The 19608-nt window shown below is 71.2% G+C and carries 15 protein-coding genes; 3 read left to right on the top strand and 12 right to left on the bottom strand.

Annotation, left to right across the window (positions count from 1 at the left end):
- Window positions 1-328: 328 nt before the first annotated feature.
- The 9 genes from ACFV0O_RS39970 to ACFV0O_RS40010 form a co-directional block, all read right to left on the bottom strand.
- Window positions 329-1852, bottom strand: coding sequence for a CoA-acylating methylmalonate-semialdehyde dehydrogenase (locus ACFV0O_RS39970; protein ID WP_360262092.1), 1524 nt, complete (start codon window positions 1850-1852; stop codon window positions 329-331).
- Window positions 1853-2080: 228 nt separating this feature from the next.
- Complete coding sequence (locus tag ACFV0O_RS39975) at window positions 2081-2977, bottom strand: nucleotidyl transferase AbiEii/AbiGii toxin family protein (RefSeq protein ID WP_380349525.1); 897 nt, start codon at window positions 2975-2977, stop codon at window positions 2081-2083.
- A gap of 49 nt (window positions 2978-3026) precedes the next feature.
- Window positions 3027-3458, bottom strand: a complete 432-nt coding sequence (locus ACFV0O_RS39980) for a bifunctional DNA primase/polymerase (protein WP_380349528.1) — start codon at window positions 3456-3458, stop codon at window positions 3027-3029.
- 231 nt (window positions 3459-3689) lie between these two features.
- A complete protein-coding gene (locus tag ACFV0O_RS39985; RefSeq protein WP_380349530.1) occupies window positions 3690-5084 on the bottom strand; it encodes an NAD(P)/FAD-dependent oxidoreductase in 1395 nt (464 codons plus the stop codon).
- 61 nt (window positions 5085-5145) lie between these two features.
- The gene (locus ACFV0O_RS39990; protein ID WP_360262088.1) at window positions 5146-5949 is read right to left on the bottom strand and encodes an ABC transporter permease; all 804 of its coding nucleotides are present in this window, start codon (window positions 5947-5949) and stop codon (window positions 5146-5148) included.
- Complete coding sequence (locus tag ACFV0O_RS39995) at window positions 5949-6875, bottom strand: ABC transporter permease (protein ID WP_380349533.1); 927 nt, start codon at window positions 6873-6875, stop codon at window positions 5949-5951. The genes ACFV0O_RS39990 and ACFV0O_RS39995 overlap by 1 nt, the downstream gene beginning before the upstream one ends.
- A complete protein-coding gene (locus ACFV0O_RS40000) occupies window positions 6872-8014 on the bottom strand; it encodes an ABC transporter ATP-binding protein (protein WP_380349536.1) in 1143 nt (380 codons plus the stop codon). Before ACFV0O_RS40000 ends, ACFV0O_RS39995 begins: the two co-directional genes overlap by 4 nt.
- Before the next feature lie 40 nt (window positions 8015-8054).
- Window positions 8055-9305, bottom strand: a complete 1251-nt coding sequence (locus ACFV0O_RS40005) for a spermidine/putrescine ABC transporter substrate-binding protein (RefSeq protein WP_380349539.1) — start codon at window positions 9303-9305, stop codon at window positions 8055-8057.
- 57 nt (window positions 9306-9362) lie between these two features.
- Complete coding sequence (locus ACFV0O_RS40010; RefSeq protein WP_360262084.1) at window positions 9363-10874, bottom strand: gamma-aminobutyraldehyde dehydrogenase; 1512 nt, start codon at window positions 10872-10874, stop codon at window positions 9363-9365.
- A 387-nt stretch (window positions 10875-11261) separates the two neighbouring features.
- Here ACFV0O_RS40010 and ACFV0O_RS40015 point away from each other — a divergent pair, with 387 nt between their 5' ends.
- Window positions 11262-12917, top strand: a complete 1656-nt coding sequence (locus ACFV0O_RS40015; RefSeq protein WP_360262083.1) for a PucR family transcriptional regulator ligand-binding domain-containing protein — start codon at window positions 11262-11264, stop codon at window positions 12915-12917.
- A gap of 97 nt (window positions 12918-13014) precedes the next feature.
- Here the strand turns inward: ACFV0O_RS40015 and ACFV0O_RS40020 are convergent, their stop codons facing one another.
- From ACFV0O_RS40020 to ACFV0O_RS40030, 3 genes are all read right to left on the bottom strand, one after another.
- Window positions 13015-14217 (bottom strand): spermidine/putrescine ABC transporter substrate-binding protein, encoded by a 1203-nt coding sequence (locus ACFV0O_RS40020; RefSeq protein ID WP_380349542.1) that lies wholly within the window; start codon window positions 14215-14217, stop codon window positions 13015-13017.
- A gap of 71 nt (window positions 14218-14288) precedes the next feature.
- On the bottom strand, window positions 14289-15647 hold the full coding sequence (locus ACFV0O_RS40025) for an aspartate aminotransferase family protein (RefSeq protein WP_380349545.1): 1359 nt from the start codon (window positions 15645-15647) through the stop codon (window positions 14289-14291).
- Window positions 15648-15919: 272 nt separating this feature from the next.
- Window positions 15920-17395 carry a gamma-aminobutyraldehyde dehydrogenase gene (locus ACFV0O_RS40030; protein ID WP_380349547.1) on the bottom strand — a complete coding sequence of 492 codons (1476 nt, stop codon included), beginning with the start codon at window positions 17393-17395 and terminating at the stop codon, window positions 15920-15922.
- A gap of 268 nt (window positions 17396-17663) precedes the next feature.
- Here ACFV0O_RS40030 and ACFV0O_RS40035 point away from each other — a divergent pair, with 268 nt between their 5' ends.
- Window positions 17664-18137, top strand: coding sequence for an Lrp/AsnC family transcriptional regulator (locus ACFV0O_RS40035; protein WP_030243538.1), 474 nt, complete (start codon window positions 17664-17666; stop codon window positions 18135-18137).
- Window positions 18134-19528, top strand: a complete 1395-nt coding sequence (locus tag ACFV0O_RS40040) for an aspartate aminotransferase family protein (protein WP_360262079.1) — start codon at window positions 18134-18136, stop codon at window positions 19526-19528. Before ACFV0O_RS40035 ends, ACFV0O_RS40040 begins: the two co-directional genes overlap by 4 nt.
- Window positions 19529-19608: the final 80 nt, after the last annotated feature.

Below are 19608 nucleotides of genomic sequence, written 5' to 3' on the forward strand. Positions count from 1 at the left end.
TGTCTTCCGGGGCTTGACGCCCTGTCCGACGTTTCAAACTCTAGCCGATCCGTACTCCGAAAAGCGAATCCGCCGCAATCCGATAAAACGAACACGCCAAACAGGAACCGAGCCACGACGCAGAAATGCGAACGCAACCCAGCCCGAACCTGGGAAGTGGTGTTTCAGAGGATTGGCCGCCCCGGGACCGTCCGCGCAGACGCGTGTCCGGTGCTCCCTGCCGAGCAGCTCGAAGAACTCTACGCGCTTCGGCGCCGGGATGCAAACGGCAGGCAAACGAACGCCGGCCGGACCCCGGGGAGAGGGGTCCGGCCGGCGAGGCTCGGGCTCAGCTGTTGGTGGGGAAGCCGAGGTTGATGCCGCCGTGCGACGGGTCCAGCCAGCGCTGGGTCACGGCCTTGCCCCGGGTGAAGAACTGGACGCCGTCCGGGCCGTACGCGTGGGCGTCACCGAACAGCGAGGCCTTCCAGCCGCCGAAGGAGTAGTAGGCGACCGGCACCGGGATCGGCACGTTGATGCCGACCATGCCGACCTCCACCTCGAACTGGAAGCGCCGGGCCGCGCCTCCGTCGTTGGTGAAGAGGGCGGTGCCGTTGCCGTACGGGTTGGCGTTGATCAGTGCCAGGCCCTCGTCGTAGGAGGCGACGCGCACGACCGAGAGGACCGGGCCGAAGATCTCGTCGTTGTAGACGGACATGCCGGGCTTCACGTGGTCGAACAGCGTCGGGCCGAGCCAGAAGCCGTCTGCGGTCGGGGTGCCGTCCTTGTCCTCGGCGGTGACCGGGTGCTTGCGGCCGTCCACGGCGAGCTCGGCACCGTCGGCGACGCCGGACTCCACGTAGGAGGTGACCTTGTCGCGGTGCTGGCCGGTGACCAGCGGGCCCATCTCGGAGTCGCCGTTGCACCCGGGGCCGACCTTGAGGGTGGCGACCCGCTGCTTGATCTTCTCGACCAGCTCGTCGCCGATCGGGTCGACGGCGACCAGGACGGACACCGCCATGCAGCGCTCGCCGGCCGCGCCGAAGCCGGCGTTGACGGCGGCGTCGGCGGCGAGGTCCAGGTCGGCGTCGGGCAGGACCAGCATGTGGTTCTTGGCGCCGCCCAGGGCCTGTACGCGCTTCCCGTAGCGGGTGCCGGTCTCGTAGACGTAGCGGGCGATCGGGGTGGAGCCGACGAAGCTGACGGACTTGATGTCCGGGTGCTCCAGCAGGCGGTCGACGGCGGCCTTGTCACCGTGGACGACGTTGAAGACGCCGTCCGGCAGGCCGGCCTCCTTCCACAGTCCGGCGAGGAAGTTGGCGGCGGACGGGTCCTTCTCCGAGGGCTTCACCACGACGGTGTTGCCGGCCGCGATGGCGATCGGGAAGAACCACATCGGCACCATGGCCGGGAAGTTGAACGGCGAGATGATCGCGACGGGGCCGAGCGGCTGGCGGATCGAGTAGACGTCGATGCCGGTGGAGGCCTGCTCGGTGAAGCCGCCCTTGATGAGCTGGGGGATCCCGCAGGCGTACTCGACGACCTCCAGGCCGCGGGCGATCTCGCCGAGGGCGTCGGAGTGCACCTTGCCGTGTTCCGCCACGATGATCGAGGCCAGCTCGTCGCGACGGGCGTTCAGCAGCTCGCGGAAGGCGAAGAGCACCGTCGACCGCTTGGCGACCGAGGCGGTGCGCCACTCGGCGAAGGCCGAGGCGGCGGCGGCCACGGCCTGGTCGACCTCGGCGATGCCGGCGAAGTCGACCTGGCCCGCGACCTGGCCCGTGGCCGGGTCGAAGATGTCACCACGACGGGGCGCCGCGCCGGCGGTGGCGACCGGCTTGCCGCCGATCCAGTGAATGATGTGCTTGCTCAAGGTCCGTCTGCCTCCGAAGTCCCGGGCGGCGTCCTGCCACCGGTCCGGTCTGGCGCCGCCCGCGGGTGGGCCGGGCGACGGAAATTCACGGGGCTACCGCGCTCTTCTCCCAGTGTGGTCCCGGTTCCGGCCCGGCTCAACGAACAGGCTGACGGGGATCTCGGATTCAGCCTTACAGGTCGTCCGGTCGCTACTCCGAACGCCTCTCCGCCCCGCCCGGAACGCGGCTCAGGCTTCTTCGTCCTCCGATGACCGGCCCTCCGACGACGGGCCTCCCGGTGACAGGCCCTCCGACGACCGGCCCTCCCGGGTTCGGCCCTCGAACGCGCCCGCCGAGAACGGATCGTCCGGCGAGAGATCGTCCTGCACCGACTCCTCCAGGTACGGATCGTGCAGGCCGTCCGCCGCCTCCTGGGTCTCCAGCAGATCCAGCCGCAGGTCCTGTGCCCACGCCAGCGCCCAGCGCTTCAGCCCGTCCACCTCGCCGGCCGGGACGCCCCGGGCGCGGAACCGCCCGTCCGCCGCCTCGGCGAGCGTCTCCAGCCGGTCGGCGAGCGCCGCGAGCTGGAGGTCCTGGTCCAACTCCTTGGCCAGGGCGATCAGTTCGCCCTCCCGGTAGCAGCGGGTGAGGGCGTGGACGTCGACCAGGTCGCGCGGCATGCCCCGGTCCACGAGCAGCGCGGTGGTCAGTGCCGCGGCGTCCTCCAGGGCGACGACCGGCAGCACCACCGGCGGCTCGTCCGGCCCGGGCGCGCCGAGGTCGAGGCGGACCGGCCGGTGGCCCAGCGGTTCCTTGCGCAGTTCCACCGAGTGCGTCCGGCCGCCCAGCGCCAGCCGGACGGTGAGCTGCTCCAGCCGCGGGGTGCCCGGGCGTTCGGCCACCCCGCCGCCGGCCGCCCGGTACGCCTCGGACAGCGCGTCGGCGACCTCCGGCAGGTCGGCGCCGCCGGTCGCCAGGGTGAGCCCGTCCTGTGTGCAGGCCGTGACGCCGTGGGCGCGCAGCGCGTGCCCGCCGGCCAGGGCGAGGCCGTACCGGACGCAGACCGGCGCGGCCAGGCCGGCCAGTCGCAGCTGGGCGGGGCCCGGGCGGAGGGCCGCGTCGACGGTGTGCGGGGCGGTGGTCACGCCTCCAGTCTGACGCGACCGCCCGCCCGGCGCGCCACCGCCGCCGCGCTCACCACCCGCCGAGGCCAGCCGCCGCCTCGTGCAGGGCGAGTTCCAGCAGCACCGGGTCGTTGAGCCGCCCGGAGCCGTCCGGCGGGACGAGCCAGCGCACGCCGCGGCTGCTGCGCTCGGGGTGCGGAACGACGATCCAGGTGCCGTCGCCCGCGCCGCGCACGCCCGTGCCGACCCAGCGGGCGGCGGTGCCGACCGGTACCAGGAAGGTGACGTGCTCCTCGCCGAAGTCGGTGAGGACCGGGCCGCGGGTGCCGGTGGCCAGGACGTCCAGCGCCGGGCGCCCGAGCCGGCCGGGGACGGACAGCACGTCCCAGCGGCGGCCGGCCGGTAGCAGCATCAGGCCCAGCCCGGTGCGCTCCCACTGTTCCCGGAAGGATTCCGGGTCCGGTGCCGCTTGGGCGAGCCAGTGCAGTCCGGTGCTCTCCATGTCTGTCCCCGCTCCTTGCCGTTCGTCCTGTTCGGGCCCGGCGGGGAAGACCGAGACCCGCCGTCACCAAGGAGAGGCGGACGGCGGGTCCCTCTTACACGGGTCCGGGCACCGACGGGTCGGCTGCACGGCGCCGGCAGTCGAACGGGGCCGGCTGCACGGGCCCGACGGCCGAACGGTGTCGAGAACCGAACGGGGTCGAGGTCCGAACGGGGCACAGGACCGAACGGGTCAGCTGTCGAAGCCCAGCCCCAGGCGGTCGAGCGTGCGCAGCCAGAGGTTGCGGTGGCCCCCGTTGCGGTCGGCCCGCTCCAGCGACCGGGTGGTGATCTCGATCCCGGCCCAGCGCACCGGCTCGGGCGGGAACGGCAGCGGCTTGCTGCGGACCATCTCCAGCGAGGTGCGCTCGGTGCGCTCGCCGGCCAGCAGGTCGAGCATCACCTCGGCACCGAAGCGGGTCGCGCCGACGCCGAGCCCGGTGTACCCGACCGCGTAGGCGACCTTGCCCCGGTACGCGGTGTCGAAGAACGCCGAGAACCGGCTGCAGGTGTCGATCGCGCCGCCCCAGGCGTTGGTGAAGCGCAGGCCCTCCAGCTGCGGGAAGCAGCGGAAGAAGTTGCCGGCGAGGGTGCGGAAGGTCTCCGGCCGCTGGTCGTACTCGTGCCGGACGTGGCCGCCGTAGTGGTAGACCGCGTCGTAGCCGCCCCAGAGGATCCGGTTGTCGGCGGAGAGCCGGAAGTAGTGGAACTTGTTGGCGCTGTCGCCGAGGCCCTGGCGCCCGCGCCAGCCGATCGAGGCGAGTTGCTCGTCGCTGAGCGGCTCGCTCATCAGCGCGTAGTCGTACACCGGCACGACGTACGGGCGGACCCGCTTGAGCAGGGACGGGAAGACGTTGGTGCCGAGCGCGACCCGGCGGGCGAAGATCCGGCCGTAGGGGGTGCGGGCGGCCATGCCGCTGCCGTGCTCCCGCAGGTCGGTGGCCCGGGTGTGCTCGTGGATCCGTACGCCCTGGCTCAGGCAGGCCTCCTTGAGGCCCCAGGCGAGCTTGGCGGGGTGGACCATCGCCACCCCTTCCTTGTCCCAGAGACCGCCGAGGAAGGTCGGCGAGTCCACCTCGGCGCGCACCTCGTCGGCGTCCAGGACGGTGACGTCGAGGCCGTAGCGGGCGACGGCCTCGGCGACCTCGTGGAGTTCCTCGACCTGGTGGGGCTGGGTGGCGACGTCGATCTCGCCGGTGCGCTCCCACTCGGCGTCGATGCCGTAGCGCTTGAGGGTGGCCTCGATGTCGTCGAGGTTGGCGGCGCCGAGGCGCTCCAGCCGGGCGAGTTCGGACGGCCAGCGGTCCAGGCCGTTGCCGAAGCCGTGGGTGAGGCTGGCCGCGCAGAATCCGCCGTTGCGCCCGGACGCGGCCCACCCGACCTCGTTGCCCTCGACCAGCACGACGTCCAGCGAGGGGTCGCGTTCCTTGGCGATGAGGGCGGTCCACAGGCCGGAGTAGCCGCCGCCGACGACCAGCAGGTCGCAGGTGGTGTCGCCGACCAGGGCGGGCAGCGCCGCCGGCCGACCCGGGTCCTCCAGCCAGAAGGGGGTGGGCCTGGCGTCACTGAGTGCGCGGGCGGAGTCCATGCATTATCAGCCACTTTCTACGGATAGATGTCGTTACGGGCCGCCGCTGACCGACCGTAGGTCAGGCGGTGGCCTTCCTGCGGTTGCCCAGCCACTGACCGACGACGGTCAGCACGACGGCGGCGAGGAACATCGCGGTGCCGATGACGTTCACCTGCACCGGGATGCCGCGCTGCGAGGCGCCCCAGACGAACATCGGGAAGGTGACCGTGGTCGGGCCCGAGTTGAACTGGGTGATGATGAAGTCGTCGAAGGAGAGCGCGAAGCTGAGCAGCGCGCCCGCCGCGATGCCGGGCGCCGCCAGCGGCAGGGTGACCCGCAGGAAGGTCTGGGTGGGGGTCGCGTAGAGGTCCTGGGCGGCCTGTTCGAGCCTCGGGTCCATGCTCATCACGCGCGCCTTGACCGCCGTCACCACGAAGCTGAGGCAGAACATGATGTGCGCGATGAGGATGGTGGTGAAGCCGAAGGGGATGCGCATGTTGAGGAAGAGCGTCCCGAGCGAGGCGGCCATGACCACCTCGGGCATGGCCATCGGCAGGAAGATCATCGCGGTGGTGGCCGAGCGGCCGCGGAAGCGGTAGCGGGCCAGCGCGAAGGCGACCATGGTGCCGAGCACGGTGGCGCCGATCGTGGCGAGCACGGCGATCTGCAGGCTGAGCGAGAGCGACTGGCACATGTCGGCCACGCCGCAGGGGTTCGTCCAGGCGTCGGTGGAGAACTCGTTCCACTCGTAGTTGAACTTGCCCACCGGCTTGTTGAACGAGAAGGCGAGCACGACCAGGTTGGGCAGCACCAGGTAGGCGAGGGCCAGCACGCCAGCCAGGACGACCAGGTGGGCGCGGACCCACTTCAGGATTCGGGACATCAGACCAGATCCTCCGTCCCGGCCTTGCGCATGTAGACCGTCACCATGCCCAGGATCAGGGCCATCAGGATGAAGCTCAGCGCGGCCGCCGTGGGGTAGTCGAGTACGTTCAGGAACTGCTTCTGGATGCCGTTGCCGACCATCTGCTCGCTCGGCGAGCCCAGCAGCTGGGCGTTGATGTAGTCGCCGGAGGCCGGGATGAAGGTCAGCAGGGTGCCCGCGACCACGCCCGGCAGCGAGATCGGGAAGGTGACCTTGCGGAAGGTGGTGAACGGCCGCGCGTAGAGGTCGCCGGCCGCCTCGTGCAGGCGCGGGTCGATCCGCTCCAGCGAGGTGTACAGCGGGAGGATCATGAACGGCAGGAAGTTGTAGGTCAGGCCGCAGACCACCGCGAGCGGCGTGGCCAGCACCCGGTCGCCGGAGGTGAGGCCGACCAGGTTGGTGAGGTCGAGGACGTGCAGGGCGTTCAGCGCGCCGACCACCGGGCCGCCGTCGGACAGGATCGTCTTCCAGGCCAGCGTGCGGATCAGGAAGCTGGTGAAGAACGGCGCGATGACCAGGATCAGGATGACGTTGCGCCAGCGCTTGCTCGCCTTGAAGGCGATCGTGTAGGCGAGCGGGTAGCCGACGGCCAGGCAGAGCACGGTGGCGACGGCGGCGTAGGAGAACGACCGGACGAAGTGCCACTTGTACTCGACCAGGGCGTCCCAGTACGTCGAGAAGTGCCAGGTGACCTTGAAGCCCGCTTCGAGCGAACCGGTCTGCAGCGAGGTGGACGCCTGGTAGACCATCGGGACGGCGAAGAAGACGACCAGCCAGGCAATGCCGGGCAGCAGCAGCCAGTACGCGGTGAGCTTGCGCTTCGGCTTGCGCTCCGCCACCGACGGGATGACTTGGGGCGGCGCGGCCGGGGCGGTGGTGGTCATGCGGCCTCCTCCCCGGTGCCCGCGTCGATCGCCTGTGAGGCGTCCAGGGCGAAGGAGTGCGCCGGGTTCCAGTGCAGCCGGACGGCGGCGCCGGGGACTATCCGGGCGTCGCGCTCCATGTTCTGCTCGAAGACGGTGACCTCCTGGCCGCCGTCGGTGCGCACCACGTACTGGGTGGAGACGCCGATGAAGCTGGAGTCGAGCACCGTGCCGGCCAGCTGGTTGCGGCCGTCGGCGACCTGCTCGGAGGCGTGCGTGATGGTCATCTTCTCGGGTCGCACGCCGAGGTGGACGCGCTTGGCGTCGGTGGCGCAGCGCGCCTTCGGCACGGTGAGGCGGGCGCCGGCCGCGCTCAGCAGCAGGTCGCCGCCGTCGGTGCCGGTGACCTCGGCGGGCAGCAGGTTGGACTGGCCGAGGAAGTTGGCCACGAAGGTGGTGGCGGGGTTCTCGTACAGCTCGGCGGGCGCGCCCAGCTGCTCGACCCGGCCACCGTTCATCACCGCGATGGTGTCGGCCATGGTCATGGCCTCCTCCTGGTCGTGGGTGACGTGCACGAAGGTGATGCCGACCTCGGTCTGGATCCGCTTGAGTTCCAGCTGCATCTGGCGGCGGAGCTTGAGGTCGAGCGCGCCGAGCGGCTCGTCCAGGAGCAGCACCTGCGGGTGGTTGATCAGCGCGCGGGCGACGGCGACGCGCTGCTGCTGGCCGCCGGAGAGCTGGTGCGGCTTGCGCCGGGCGTACTGGCCGAGTTCGACCAGCTCCAGCATGTCCTCGACCTGCTTCTTGACGTCCTTCCTGCCGCGCCGGCGCAGGCCGAAGGCGACGTTCTCGAAGATGTCCAGGTGCGGGAAGAGCGCGTAGCTCTGGAAGACGGTGTTCACCGGCCGCTTGTACGGGGGCAGGGCGGTGACGTCCTGGCCGCCGATCAGGACGGTGCCGCTGGTGGGCTCCTCCAGGCCGGCGATCATGCGCAGGGTGGTGGTCTTGCCGCAGCCTGAGGCGCCGAGCAGGGCGAAGAAGGAGCCCTGGGGGACGGTCAGGTCGAGGGGGTGGACGGCGGTGAAGGAGCCGTAGGTCTTGCCGATGCCGGTGAGCCGGACGTCGCCGCCGACGGCCGCGTCGCGCTGCTGGTCTGTCATGGGGTGGTGTCTTCCTGGGGTTCTCGGCCGGGGGTGGGGGTCAGGCGCCGATGAGCTTGGAGAACTTCTGCTCGAAGTCGCTCTCCTCGCTCTCGGTGAGCGTGCGGAACACGTGTGCCTTGGCCGCCATCTCGGGGGTGGGTACGACCAGCGGGTTGGCCGCGGTGTCCGGGGCGAGGGTGGCGAGCTCGTCGTTCATCCCGGTGACGGCGGAGACGAAGCCGATGCCCGCGACCAGTTGCGCCGCGATCTTCGGCTGATAGTAGAAGTCGATCAGCTTTTCCGCGTTCGCCTTGTGCTGCGCCTTGGCCGGGACCAGCATGTTGTCGGTCGAGGACAGGAAGCCCTTCTCCGGGATGACGAACTCGATGTCCGGGTTGTCGGCGCGCAGTTGGATCAGGTCGCCGCCCCAGGCGATGCAGGCGGCGATGTCACCGGAGGAGAGCTCCTGGCCGTAGTCGTTGCCGGTGAAACGCCGGATCTGCTTGCTGTCGACGGCCTTCTGCAGGCGGGCGATCGCGGCGTCGAAGTCGTCGGCGGTGAACTTCGCCGAGTCCTTGCCCTGGTCCAGCAGCACCATCCCGACGCTGTCGCGCATCTCGGAGAGGAAGGTGACCCGGCCCTTGAGCTCGGGGTCGTCCAGCAGTTGGGAGACGCTGGTGACCTCCTTCCCCTTGGTCGCCTTCTTGTTGTAGGCGACGACGGTCTGGATGCCGGCCCACGGGTAGGAGTAGAGCCGGCCCGGGTCCCAGTCGGGGGCGCGGAAGCGCGGGTCGACGGTGGTGATGGCGGTGGTCACGTTCGCCGGGGTGAGCTTCTGCACCCAGCCGAGCCGGATCAGCCGGGCGGCCATCCAGTCGGTGAGCACCATCAGGTCGCGGCCGGTGTCCTGGCCGGAGGCGAGCTGCGGCTTGATCTTGCCGAAGAACTCGACGTTGTCGTTGACGTCCTCGTTGTACTTGACCTTGATCCCGGTGGCCTGGGTGAAGGCCTCCAGGGTGCCGTGCTTCTCCTTGTCGTTCTCGTCGGTGTCGATGTAGAGCGGCCAGTTGGAGAAGGCGACCTCCTTCTCCGTGTCCGAGAGGTCCTTGGCGGCGTTCGCGGTGGAGTCGCCGGTCGCCCGGGGGGCCGCCGGGATCCCGCAGGCGGCCAGGGTGCCCGCCCCGGCGGTGAGGGCGGCGGCGCGCAGCAGGGTGCGGCGGCCGAGTGCGGCCCGGCCGCTGGTCAGGCTGCGCTCCCAGGCCCTGCGGACCGGTTCGGGCAGACCGTCGGTGAGCTCGTTGAACGCCATGGAACGGGCCTCCTGGGGGGAGAAGGGGGGCGTGGGGGAAGTGCCCCGGTCCGGGGGTTATCTGTCTCCGAAGACGGTGCGGTGCCAGTCCTTGCGGGCCACCGCGGTGGTGTCGAACATGACGTGCTTGACCTGGGTGTACTCGTCCAGCGAGTACTGGGACATGTCCTTGCCGTAGCCGGACGCCTTGTAGCCGCCGTGCGGCATCTCGCTGATGATCGGGATGTGGTCGTTGACCCACACGCACCCGGCCGCGATCTCCCGGGTGGCGCGCAGCGAGCGGTGCACGTTGCTCGTCCAGGCGGAGGCGGCCAGGCCGTAGGGGGTGTCGTTGGCCAGCCGGATGCCCTCGTCGTCGCCGTCGAAGGGGAGCACGACCAGCACCGGGCCGAAGACCTCTCCCTGGACGACCTCGCTGTCCTGGGCGGCACCGGTGATCAGGGTGGGCGGGTAGTACGCGCCCCGGGTGAGGTCGTGGCCGTCGTGGCCCTTCTGCGGCACCCGGCCGCCGGTGACGACGGTGGCGTAGCCGCGGGCACGCTCCACGAAGCCGGCCACCCGGTCCCGGTGGGTGTACGAGACCAGCGGGCCGAGGTCGGTGTGCGGGTTCAGCGGGTCGCCGATCCGGATCGCCGCGAACAGCTCGGCCACCCCCGCCACGAAGGCGTCGTACAGCGGGCGCTGGACGTACGCGCGGGTGGCGGCGGTGCAGTCCTGGCCGCCGTTGATCAGCGAGGCGGCGACGGCGCCGTGCACGGCGGCGTCCAGGTCGGCGTCGTCGAAGACCACGAACGGGGCCTTGCCGCCGAGCTCCAGGTGGGTGCGCTTGACGCTCGCGGTGGCGATCTCGGCGACCCGCCTGCCGACCGCGGTGGAGCCGGTGAAGGAGACCATCGCGACGTCCGGGTGCCCGACCAGGTGCTCGCCGGCGGTCCGGCCGGCGCCGGTGACCACGTTGACCACGCCGTCCGGGATGCCCGCCGCCGTGCACGCCTCGGCGAACATCAGCGAGGTCAGCGGGGTCAGTTCGGCGGGCTTGAGGACGATGGTGTTGCCCGCGGCGATCGCCGGGAGGATCTTCCAGGCGGCCATCTGCAGCGGGTAGTTCCACGGCGAGATCGAGCCGACGACGCCGACCGCCTCGCGCCGCACGTACGAGGTGTGGTCGCCGGAGTACTCCCCCGCCGCCTTGCCCTCCAGGTTGCGGGCGGCGCCGGCGAAGAACGCGGCGTTGTCGATGGTGCCGGGGACGTCGAACTCGGTGGCCAGCTTGACCGGCTTGCCGGTCTGCGCGGTCTCCACCCGGGCGAGGTCGCCGCAGGCGTCGGTCAGCACGGCGGCCAGCCGGGTGAGCGCCTCGGAGCGCGCCCCGGGAGTGGCCGAGGACCAGCCGGGCAGGGCCGCCCTCGCGGCGGCGACGGCCGCGTCGACGTCCTCGGTGGTGGCCAGGGCGACCTGCTCGACCACGCTGCCGTCGGCGGGGTTGACGACCTGGAAGGGCTCGCCGCGCCCCCGGGTCCGGCGGCCCGCGATGTGCTGCGCCCCGGCGCCGAAGTCGGTCAGGTCCATCTGGTTCCTCCAAGTGCCGGTGGTACGACTGAGCGACGGAGCGCCGCCCCCGAGGTGGGGGTCTGCGGGGGCGGGAGTCCGTCCTGTCGATCATCGGGGTTGCGCGATCCTGGCAGTCCGGCTGGCACCGGACAAGGGATTCCACGGTTGCGTTCCGGTCACCGCGACGGAATCCGGCGTGGGGTCGGTTTTCCGCCACAGCCGACCCGCTGACCATGCCCGGTGCCGCCGGGGCGTGACAAGGGTCACTGCGACAATCTCGGCACGAAGGGCCTTACAGGGTGCAAGGGTCCCGGCAGGGCGACAGGTCGTCGCGGGGATGGATGATTCACCTGACACTCTGATCACCCCGTCCCCACTCCGGCCCCCCGGCCATGGAGGCCCGCGATGCTCCCCACCGTCGCCCGAGTACTCGACCTGGAGGTGATGCGGCGTGGCCTCCCCCAGGTCGTGGCCGGCGCCGACCACCTGGAGCGGCCGGTCCGCTGGGTCCACGTCAGCGAACTGCCCGACGTCGCCGGGATGCTCCGGGGCGGCGAGCTGGTGCTGACCACCGGCATCGCGCTGCCCGAGGACCGCGCGGGCCTGGCCCGCTACGTCCACGACCTGGACGAGGTCGGGGTGGCCGGCCTGGTCGTCGAGTTCGGGCGGCGCTACTTCGACGCGCTCCCCCGCGCCCTGGTGAACGCCGCCGAACAGCGCGGGCTGCCGCTGATCACGCTCCGCCGCGAACTGCGGTTCGTCGCCGTCACCGAGGCCGTGCACGCCCTGGTGGTCAACGCCCAGTTGGAGCAGCTGCGCGTGTCGGAGTCCGTCCACCAGGTCTTCAACGAGCTGGTGGTGGAGGGCGCCGAGCCGCCCGAGGTGATCCGGCAGGTGGCCCGGATGGCGGGCGGGCCGGTCGTCCTGGAGAACCTGGCCCACCAGGTGCTCGCCCACGACGCCGCCGGGCGTCCGGAGGCCGAGGTGCTGGAGGACTGGGAGCGCCGCTCGCGCGGGGTCCGTCCGGCCGGACGCACCGGCCACGACCCGCGCAGCGGCTGGCTGGTCACCACCGTCGGCGCCCGCGGCCAGGACTGGGGCCGGCTGGTGCTGGTCCAGGACCCCGGCCCGCTGCCCGAGGGCGAGGCCCACCCGCACACCATGCTGCTGGAGCGCGGCGCCTCCGCGCTGGCACTCAACCGGCTGGTGGTCCGCGACCGGGAGAGCCTGGAGCGGCAGACCCACCGCACCCTGCTCTCCGGCATCCTCACCCACGCGCTGACCGTCTCCGAGGCGGCGCTGCGCGCCCAGGCGCTCGGCGTCCCGCTGGAGGGCCGCCGGCTGGTCGGCGTGGTGCTGCGGCAGCGGCGCGGGCCGATCCCGGCCGCGCTGGAGGCCCAGGCCCGGCTGCGCGACTTCACCGAGCTGGCCGCGGGCGCGGTCCGAGCCTGCCGGCTCTCCGCCCTGGTCGGCGCGCTGGACGACGAGGCCGTCGGACTGCTGATCGCGCTCGGCCCCCAGCAGGACGAGCACGCCGCGCTGGACTCCCTCTCGGCCGCCCTGCGCCGGATGTCCGCCGAGGCCGGCCGGGAGGGCGCCGACCCGGCGGGTCCGGTGGTCGCCGTCGGTTCATCGGTCGGCTCGGTCCGCGACGCCCGGCGCACCCTGCTGGAGGCCACCCAGGTCGCCGACGCCGCCCTGCACGACGTGCCCGGCGGCGGCCGCAGCTCCTCCTACTACCGGCTGCCGGACGTGCGGCTGCGCGGCCTGCTCCACCTGCTGCGCGACGACGCCCGGCTGCAGACCTACGTGGAGCGCGAGCTGGGCCCGCTGCTGGCGCACGACGCCGAGCACAACGGCCAGTTGGTGCAGATGCTGCGGATCTACCTGGAGCAGGGCCGGAACAAGTCGGCCGCGGCGGACGCCGCGCACCTGTCCCGGCCGTCCTTCTACGACCGGCTGCACAAGGTCGAGCGGATCCTCGGCGTCGACCTCGACCAGGTCGAGTCCTGCCTCTCCCTGCACGTCGCCCTGCTCGCCCTGGACGCCGTGCGGCGCTAGGTGTACTGACCTGTCCGGCCGGTGGCGCGCCCGGCGGTCACCCGCCGGTGACGCGCCCGCGCGGTCCTCCCGTCCGAGGTCGGCACGCCCCGCGTCCTCACACGCCGGTGATGCGCCCCCAGACCTTGTGCAGTCGGGGCCGCTCGGCCGAGGTGACGTCGCGCATGGTGCGCAGCCGGGCGCGCATCTCCTCGGTCGGGAAGACCAGCGGGTTCTCGGCGAGTTCGGCCTTCTCCTTGTCGCCGCTGGCCGCCAGCACCTCGCGGGCGGCCGGCACCGGACAGATGTACTGGACGAACGCCGCGAGCTCCGCGGCCACCTCGGGCCGGTAGTAGTAGTCGACCAGCAGTTCGGCATTGCGCTTGTGGACGGCGCGGTTGGGGATCATCAGGCTCTCCGCCCACAGCTCGCCGCCCTCCTCCGGCACCACGAACTCGATGTCCGGGTTCTCGGCGGTGAGCTGGACCGCGTCGCCGGAGTAGGCCTGGCAGGCGAGCGCCGCGCCGGAGGCGAGGTCGCTGGTGTAGTCGTTGCCGGTGAAACGGCGGACGTGGCCGGTGTCCACCATCCTCTGCACCAGGTCCATCGCCTTGTCCGCGTCGTCGTCGGTGAACGCCGCGATGTCCGCGCCCTGGGAGAGCATCAGCAGCCCGAGCGCCTCGTCCAGGCCGGCGAACAACGTGACCCGCCCCTTGAGTTCGGGCTCCCACAGGTCGGCGGTGGACCTGATCTCCCGGCCGAGGGCCTTGCGGTTGTACGCGATGCCGGTGATCCCGGACTGCCACGGCACGCTGCGCCGGCGCCCGGGGTCGAAGGCCGGGTTCGCGAGCTGCGGGTCCAGGTTGGCGCTGACGTTGGGGAGGTTGGCCCGGTCCATGGCCTGCACCCAGCCCAGCGAGACGTACCGGCCGGCCATCCAGTCGCTGATCACCATCAGGTCGCGGCCGGGGTCGGCGCCCTGGGTGAGCACCGGGCTGATCTTGCCGAAGAACTCGTCGTTGTCGTTGATGTCCTCGGTGTAGGCGACCTCGATCCCGCTCTGCTCGCTGAAGGCGTCCAGAGTCGGGCGCCCGCCCCGGTCGTCGGTGTCGATGTACTGCGTCCAGTTGGAGAAGACGAGCCGCTTGTCGCTCTCCGACCGGTCCGGTGCCGAGCGGCGGTCCTCGGCGACGTACGCGGACGGGATCCCGCAGCCGGTCAGCGTGCCGGCACCGAGCAGCGTGGCCCCGCCGAGCACGGAACGCCGGCGCAGGGAGAGCGGGTTGGACGGACGACGGGTCAGGGTGGAGCTGCTGGGCATGGGGAACCTTCCGGAACGTGGGACGGCCCCGGACACACGCACGGGTGCCCGGGGCCGTCCTGGTAGGTACGTCAGACAGTGTGCGCGTCGGTGAGCGACAGCACCTCGTCCAGCACCGCGAGGCCGGTCTTGGCCTCCTCCTCGGTGACGGTGCACGGCGGGACGACGTGGAAGCGGTTCATGTTGACGAACGGCCAGAGCCCGCGCTGCTTGCAGGCGGCGGCCAGCTCGGCCATCGGCGCGTTGGCGGCACCGGCGGCGTTGTACGGCACCAGCGGCTCGCGGGTCCCGCGGTCCTTCACCAGGTCGAGCGCCCAGAACACGCCCAGGCCGCGGACCTCGCCGATCGACGGGTGCCGCTCGGCCAGCTCGCGCAGGCCGGGGCCGAGCACGGTCTCGCCGATGTGCTTGGCGTTCTCGACGATGCCCTCCTCCGCCATCGTGTCGATGGTCGCCACCGCGGAGGCGCAGGCCAGCGGGTGGCCGGAGTAGGTGAGCCCGCCGGGGAAGGCGCGCTCGGCGAAGGTGGCCGCGATCTCGGCGCTGATCGCCACGCCGCCCAGCGGCACGTAGCCGGAGTTGACGCCCTTGGCGAAGGTCAGCAGGTCCGGGGTGACGCCCCAGTGGTCGGCGGCGAACCACTCGCCGGTGCGGCCGAAGCCGGCCATCACCTCGTCGAGGATGAACACGATGCCGTGGCGGTCGCAGATCTCCCGCACCCCGGCCAGGTAGCCGGGCGGCGGGACCAGGACGCCCGCGGTGCCGACCACGGTCTCCAGGATGACCGCCGCGACGGTGCCCGGCCCCTCGAACGCGATCACCTCCTCCAGGTGCCGCAGCGCCCGCTCGCACTCCTGTGCCTCGTTCTCGGCGTGGAAGTTGGAGCGGTAGGCGTACGGGCCCCAGAAGTGCACCACGCCGGAGACGCCGGTCTCGTTGGCCCAGCGTCGCGGGTCGCCGGTGAGGGCGATCGCGTTGGCGGTGGCGCCGTGGTACGAGCGGTAGGTGGAGAGGACCTTCTGCCGGCCGGTGTGCAGCCGGGCCAGCCGGATGGCGTTCTCGTTGGCCTCGGCGCCGCCGTTGGTGAAGAAGATCTTGTCCAGGTCACCCGGGGTGCGCTCGGCGATCAACCGGGCGGCCTCGCTGCGCGACTCGACCGCGAAGCCGGGCGCGATGGTGCAGAGCTTCGCCGCCTGCTCCTGGATCGCGGCGACCACCTTCGGGTGCTGGTGGCCGATGTTGGTGTTGACCAGCTGCGAGGAGAAGTCCAGGTAGCGGTTGCCGTCGTAGTCCCAGAAGTACGAGCCCTCGGCGCCGGCCACCGCGAGGGGGTCGATCAGCGCCTGGGCGGACCACGAGTGGAAGACGTGCGCGCGGTCGGCGGCCTTGACGGCCTGGCCGGCGGCTGAGTCAGCGGTGGGGATGCTCATGCCGGTAAGGCTAGGGCGGGCCGACCGCGAAGTGCAGATCCATCCTGTCAGTCGGTCGCGCGATCCGTCGACAGGGTGCAAAGGCACAGGGCCCGGGTCGGAAGGACCCGGGCCCTGTGGTCGGTTCGTACGACGCGCAGCACGCCCTGAACGCACCGGACCGCGGTCACACCCCACCGATCGGTCACGACCCGCTGGATCGCGGTCACACCCCACCGATCGGTCACGACCCGCTGGATCGCGGTCATACCCCACCGATCGGTCACGACCCGCTAGATCGCGGTCATGACGTGCTTCACGCGGGTGTAGTCCTCGAAGCCGTACGCCGACAGGTCCTTGCCGTAGCCGGACTTCTTGAAGCCGCCGTGCGGCATCTCGGCGACCAGCGGGATGTGGGTGTTGATCCAGACGCAGCCGAAGTCCAGGCGGCGCGACATCCGCATGGCGCGGGCGTGGTCCTTGGTCCACACCGAGGAGGCCAGCGCGAACTCGACGCCGTTGGCGTACTCGACGGCCTGGTCCTCGTCGGTGAACTTCTGCACGGTGATGACCGGGCCGAAGACCTCGTTCTGGATGATCTCGTCGTCCTGGTTCAGGCCGGAGACGACGGTCGGGGCGTAGAAGTAGCCCTTGTCGCCGACCCGGTGGCCACCGGCCTCGACCTTGGCGTGGGCGGGCAGCCGCTCGATGAAGCCGCTGACCTGCTGCAGCTGGTTGGCGTTGTTCAGCGGGCCGTACAGCACGTCCTCGTCGTCCACGCCACCGGTCTTGGTCTCGGCCGCGGCCTTGGCCAGCGCCTCGACGAAGGCGTCGTGGATCGACTCGTGCACCAGCACGCGGGTGGCGGCGGTGCAGTCCTGGCCGGCGTTGAAGTAGCCCGCCACCGAGATGCCCTCGACGGCCTCGGCGATGTCGGCGTCGTCGAAGACCACGACGGGGGCCTTGCCGCCCAGCTCCAGGTGGACGCGCTTGACGTCCTTGGAGGCCGACTCGGCGACCTGGATGCCGGCCCGGACCGAACCGGTGATGGAGGCCATCGCCGGGGTCTTGTGCTCGACCATCAGCTTGCCGCTCTCGCGGTCGCCGCAGATGACGTTGAAGACGCCGGCCGGCAGGTCCAGGTCCTTGAGGACGCCGCCGATGATCTCGGCGAGCAGCACGGTGGAGGCCGGGGTGGTGTCCGAGGGCTTCAGGACGACGGCGTTGCCCGCGGCGAGGGCCGGGGCGAACTTCCAGACGGCCATCATCATCGGGTAGTTCCACGGCGCGACCTGGGCGCAGACGCCGACCGGCTCGCGGCGGACGATCGAGGTCATCCCGTCCATGTACTCACCGGCGGCCTTGCCCTCCAGCAGGCGGGCGGCACCGGCGAAGAAGCGGATCTGGTCCACCATCGGGCCGATCTCCTCGGAGAGGGTCAGCGCGCGGGGCTTGCCGGTGTTGCGCACCTCGGCGTCGACGATCTCGTCGGCCCGGGCCTCGACCGCGTCGGCGATCTTGAGCAGCAGCTTCTGCCGGGTGCTCGGGGTGGCGTCCCGCCAGATCGGGAACGCGGCGGCGGCGGAGGCCATGGCGGCGTCCACGTCCGCGGCGCCGGACAGCGGCGACGTCGCGTACACCTCGCCGGTGGTCGGGTCGACGATGTCGAGCGTGCGGCCGTCAGCCGCGTCGACGAACTCACCGTTGATGTAGTTGCGCAGCGTGCGAAGGTCGCTCACGGATCTCTCCTCGGTCTGGGCCTGCGGCATTGCAGATTCCGGCGCCATGGTACGTCGGCGGATCCGACGCACGAAGGGTGCCGAGTGGACGGCCCCGAATCGGCGCGGTCCACTGGTGGCGGTACGCACGGCACCTCGCGGGGCCGCGCGCGTACCGTGCCAGGGTAGCCGCAGGACTGCCGGTATCGACAGGACTAGTGCGCGCAAGCAATGAAATCCGTACGTGTCATCCGGGATCACGACGAAATCAGCAGCTTCCACACTTGCGAACGCGGGAGTGATCGGGCACAGTGGCCGCGTGGCCAACCGCGACCGGAACGCCAGCGTTCCCCTCGACGCCGCCTCCAAGGCGATCATCGAGCAGCTCCAGGAGGACGGGCGCCGCCCGTACGCCGCCATCGGCAAGGCCGTCGGCCTGTCCGAGGCAGCCGTACGGCAGCGCGTCCAGAAGCTGCTCGACCAGGGCGTGATGCAGATCGTCGCCGTCACGGACCCGCTCACCGTCGGCTTCACCCGCCAGGCGATGGTCGGGATCCGGGTCGAGGGTGACATCGAGCCCGTCGCCGACGCGCTGGCCGCCCTCGACGAGGTCGACTACGTCGTCTGCACCGCAGGCTCGTTCGATCTCCTGGCCGAACTGGTCTGCGAGGACGACGAGCACCTGCTCGAACTGATCAACAAGCGCATCCGCGCGCTTCCCGGCGTGCGGAGCACCGAGAGCTTCGTTTACCTGAAGCTCCGGAAACAGACCTACACCTGGGGCACCCGATGACAGCCGACCCGGCGCAGAAGGACCTTTCCAAGACCGCCTACGACCACCTGTGGATGCACTTCACCCGCATGTCGTCGTACGAGAACTCCCCCGTGCCGACGATCGTCAGGGGCGAGGGCACCTACGTCTGGGACGACAAGGGGCGGAAGTACCTCGACGGCCTCGCCGGCCTGTTCGTCGTCCAGGCCGGTCACGGCCGCGAGGAGCTCGCCGAGGCCGCCGCCAAGCAGGCCAAGGAGCTCGCCTTCTTCCCGGTGTGGAGCTACGCCCACCCGAAGGCCGTCGAGCTGGCCGAGCGCCTGGCCAACTACGCCCCCGGCGACCTGAACAAGGTCTTCTTCTCCACCGGTGGCGGCGAGGCCGTCGAGACCGCCTGGAAGCTCGCCAAGCAGTACTTCAAGCTGACCGGCAAGCCGACCAAGTACAAGGTCATCTCCCGCGCCGTCGCCTACCACGGCACCCCGCAGGGCGCGCTGTCCATCACCGGCCTGCCGGGCCTGAAGGCCCCGTTCGAGCCGCTGGTGCCGGGCACCCACAAGGCCCCGAACACCAACATCTACCGCGCCCCGGCCTTCCTCGAGGGCCCGGACGGCACGGTCGACCCCGAGGCGTACGGCCGCTGGTGCGCCGACGAGATCGAGGTCGCCATCCTCAACGAGGGCGCCGAGACCGTCGCCGCCGTCTTCGTCGAGCCGGTGCAGAACGCCGGCGGCTGCTTCCCGCCGCCGCCCGGGTACTTCCAGCGCCTGCGCGAGATCTGCGACCGCCACGACGTGCTGCTGGTCTCGGACGAGGTCATCTGCGCCTTCGGCCGCCTCGGCACCATGTTCGGCGCCGACAAGTTCGGCTACCAGCCCGACATGATCACCTGCGCCAAGGGCATGACCTCGGGCTACTCCCCGATCGGCGCCACGATCATCTCGGACCGCCTCGCCGAGCCGTTCTACAAGGGCGACAACACCTTCCTGCACGGCTACACCTTCGGCGGCCACCCGGTCTCCTCCGCCGTGGCGCTGGCCAACCTCGACATCTTCGAGCGCGAGGGCCTGAACCAGCGCGTCCTCGACAACGAGGCCGCCTTCCTGGGCACCCTGGACAAGCTGCGCGACCTGCCGATCGTCGGCGACGTCCGCGGCAACGGGTACTTCTACGGCATCGAGCTCGTGAAGGACAAGGTCACCAAGGAGTCGTTCAACGACGACGAGGTGGAGCGCGTGCTCTACGGCTTCCTGTCGAAGGCCCTCTTCGACAACGGCCTGTACTGCCGCGCCGACGACCGTGGCGACCCGGTCATCCAGCTGGCCCCGCCGCTGATCTCCGACCAGTCGACCTTCGACGAGATCGAGCAGATCCTGCGGACCAGCCTCACCGACGCGTGGGCGAAGATCTGACCTCCTGATCCTCCTTCCCCACCCTCCGCCGAAGGGCGGCCCCCCCCCCCCCCGCGGCGGCGCGCGGCGGCGGCGCCCCC

Source organism: Kitasatospora sp. NPDC059577, from assembly GCF_042735475.1.
In the GTDB taxonomy this organism is placed as follows: Bacteria; Actinomycetota; Actinomycetes; order Streptomycetales; family Streptomycetaceae; genus Kitasatospora.

Bases quoted from the DNA above. Each gene is read 5' to 3' on its own strand.
- ACFV0O_RS40025 (WP_380349545.1), bottom strand. From the start codon at position 15,647: ATGAGCATCCCCACCGCTGACTCAGCCGCCGGCCAGGCCGTCAAGGCC.
- ACFV0O_RS40000 (WP_380349536.1), bottom strand. From the start codon at position 8,014: ATGACAGACCAGCAGCGCGACGCGGCCGTCGGCGGCGACGTCCGGCTC.
- ACFV0O_RS39990 (WP_360262088.1), bottom strand. From the start codon at position 5,949: ATGTCCCGAATCCTGAAGTGGGTCCGCGCCCACCTGGTCGTCCTGGCT.
- ACFV0O_RS40040 (WP_360262079.1), top strand. From the start codon at position 18,134: ATGACAGCCGACCCGGCGCAGAAGGACCTTTCCAAGACCGCCTACGAC.
- ACFV0O_RS40010 (WP_360262084.1), bottom strand. From the start codon at position 10,874: ATGGACCTGACCGACTTCGGCGCCGGGGCGCAGCACATCGCGGGCCGC.
- ACFV0O_RS40015 (WP_360262083.1), top strand. From the start codon at position 11,262: ATGCTCCCCACCGTCGCCCGAGTACTCGACCTGGAGGTGATGCGGCGT.
- ACFV0O_RS40030 (WP_380349547.1), bottom strand. From the start codon at position 17,395: ATGCCGCAGGCCCAGACCGAGGAGAGATCCGTGAGCGACCTTCGCACG.
- ACFV0O_RS39995 (WP_380349533.1), bottom strand. From the start codon at position 6,875: ATGACCACCACCGCCCCGGCCGCGCCGCCCCAAGTCATCCCGTCGGTG.
- ACFV0O_RS39980 (WP_380349528.1), bottom strand. From the start codon at position 3,458: ATGGAGAGCACCGGACTGCACTGGCTCGCCCAAGCGGCACCGGACCCG.
- ACFV0O_RS40005 (WP_380349539.1), bottom strand. From the start codon at position 9,305: ATGGCGTTCAACGAGCTCACCGACGGTCTGCCCGAACCGGTCCGCAGG.
- ACFV0O_RS40020 (WP_380349542.1), bottom strand. From the start codon at position 14,217: ATGCCCAGCAGCTCCACCCTGACCCGTCGTCCGTCCAACCCGCTCTCC.
- ACFV0O_RS39985 (WP_380349530.1), bottom strand. From the start codon at position 5,084: ATGGACTCCGCCCGCGCACTCAGTGACGCCAGGCCCACCCCCTTCTGG.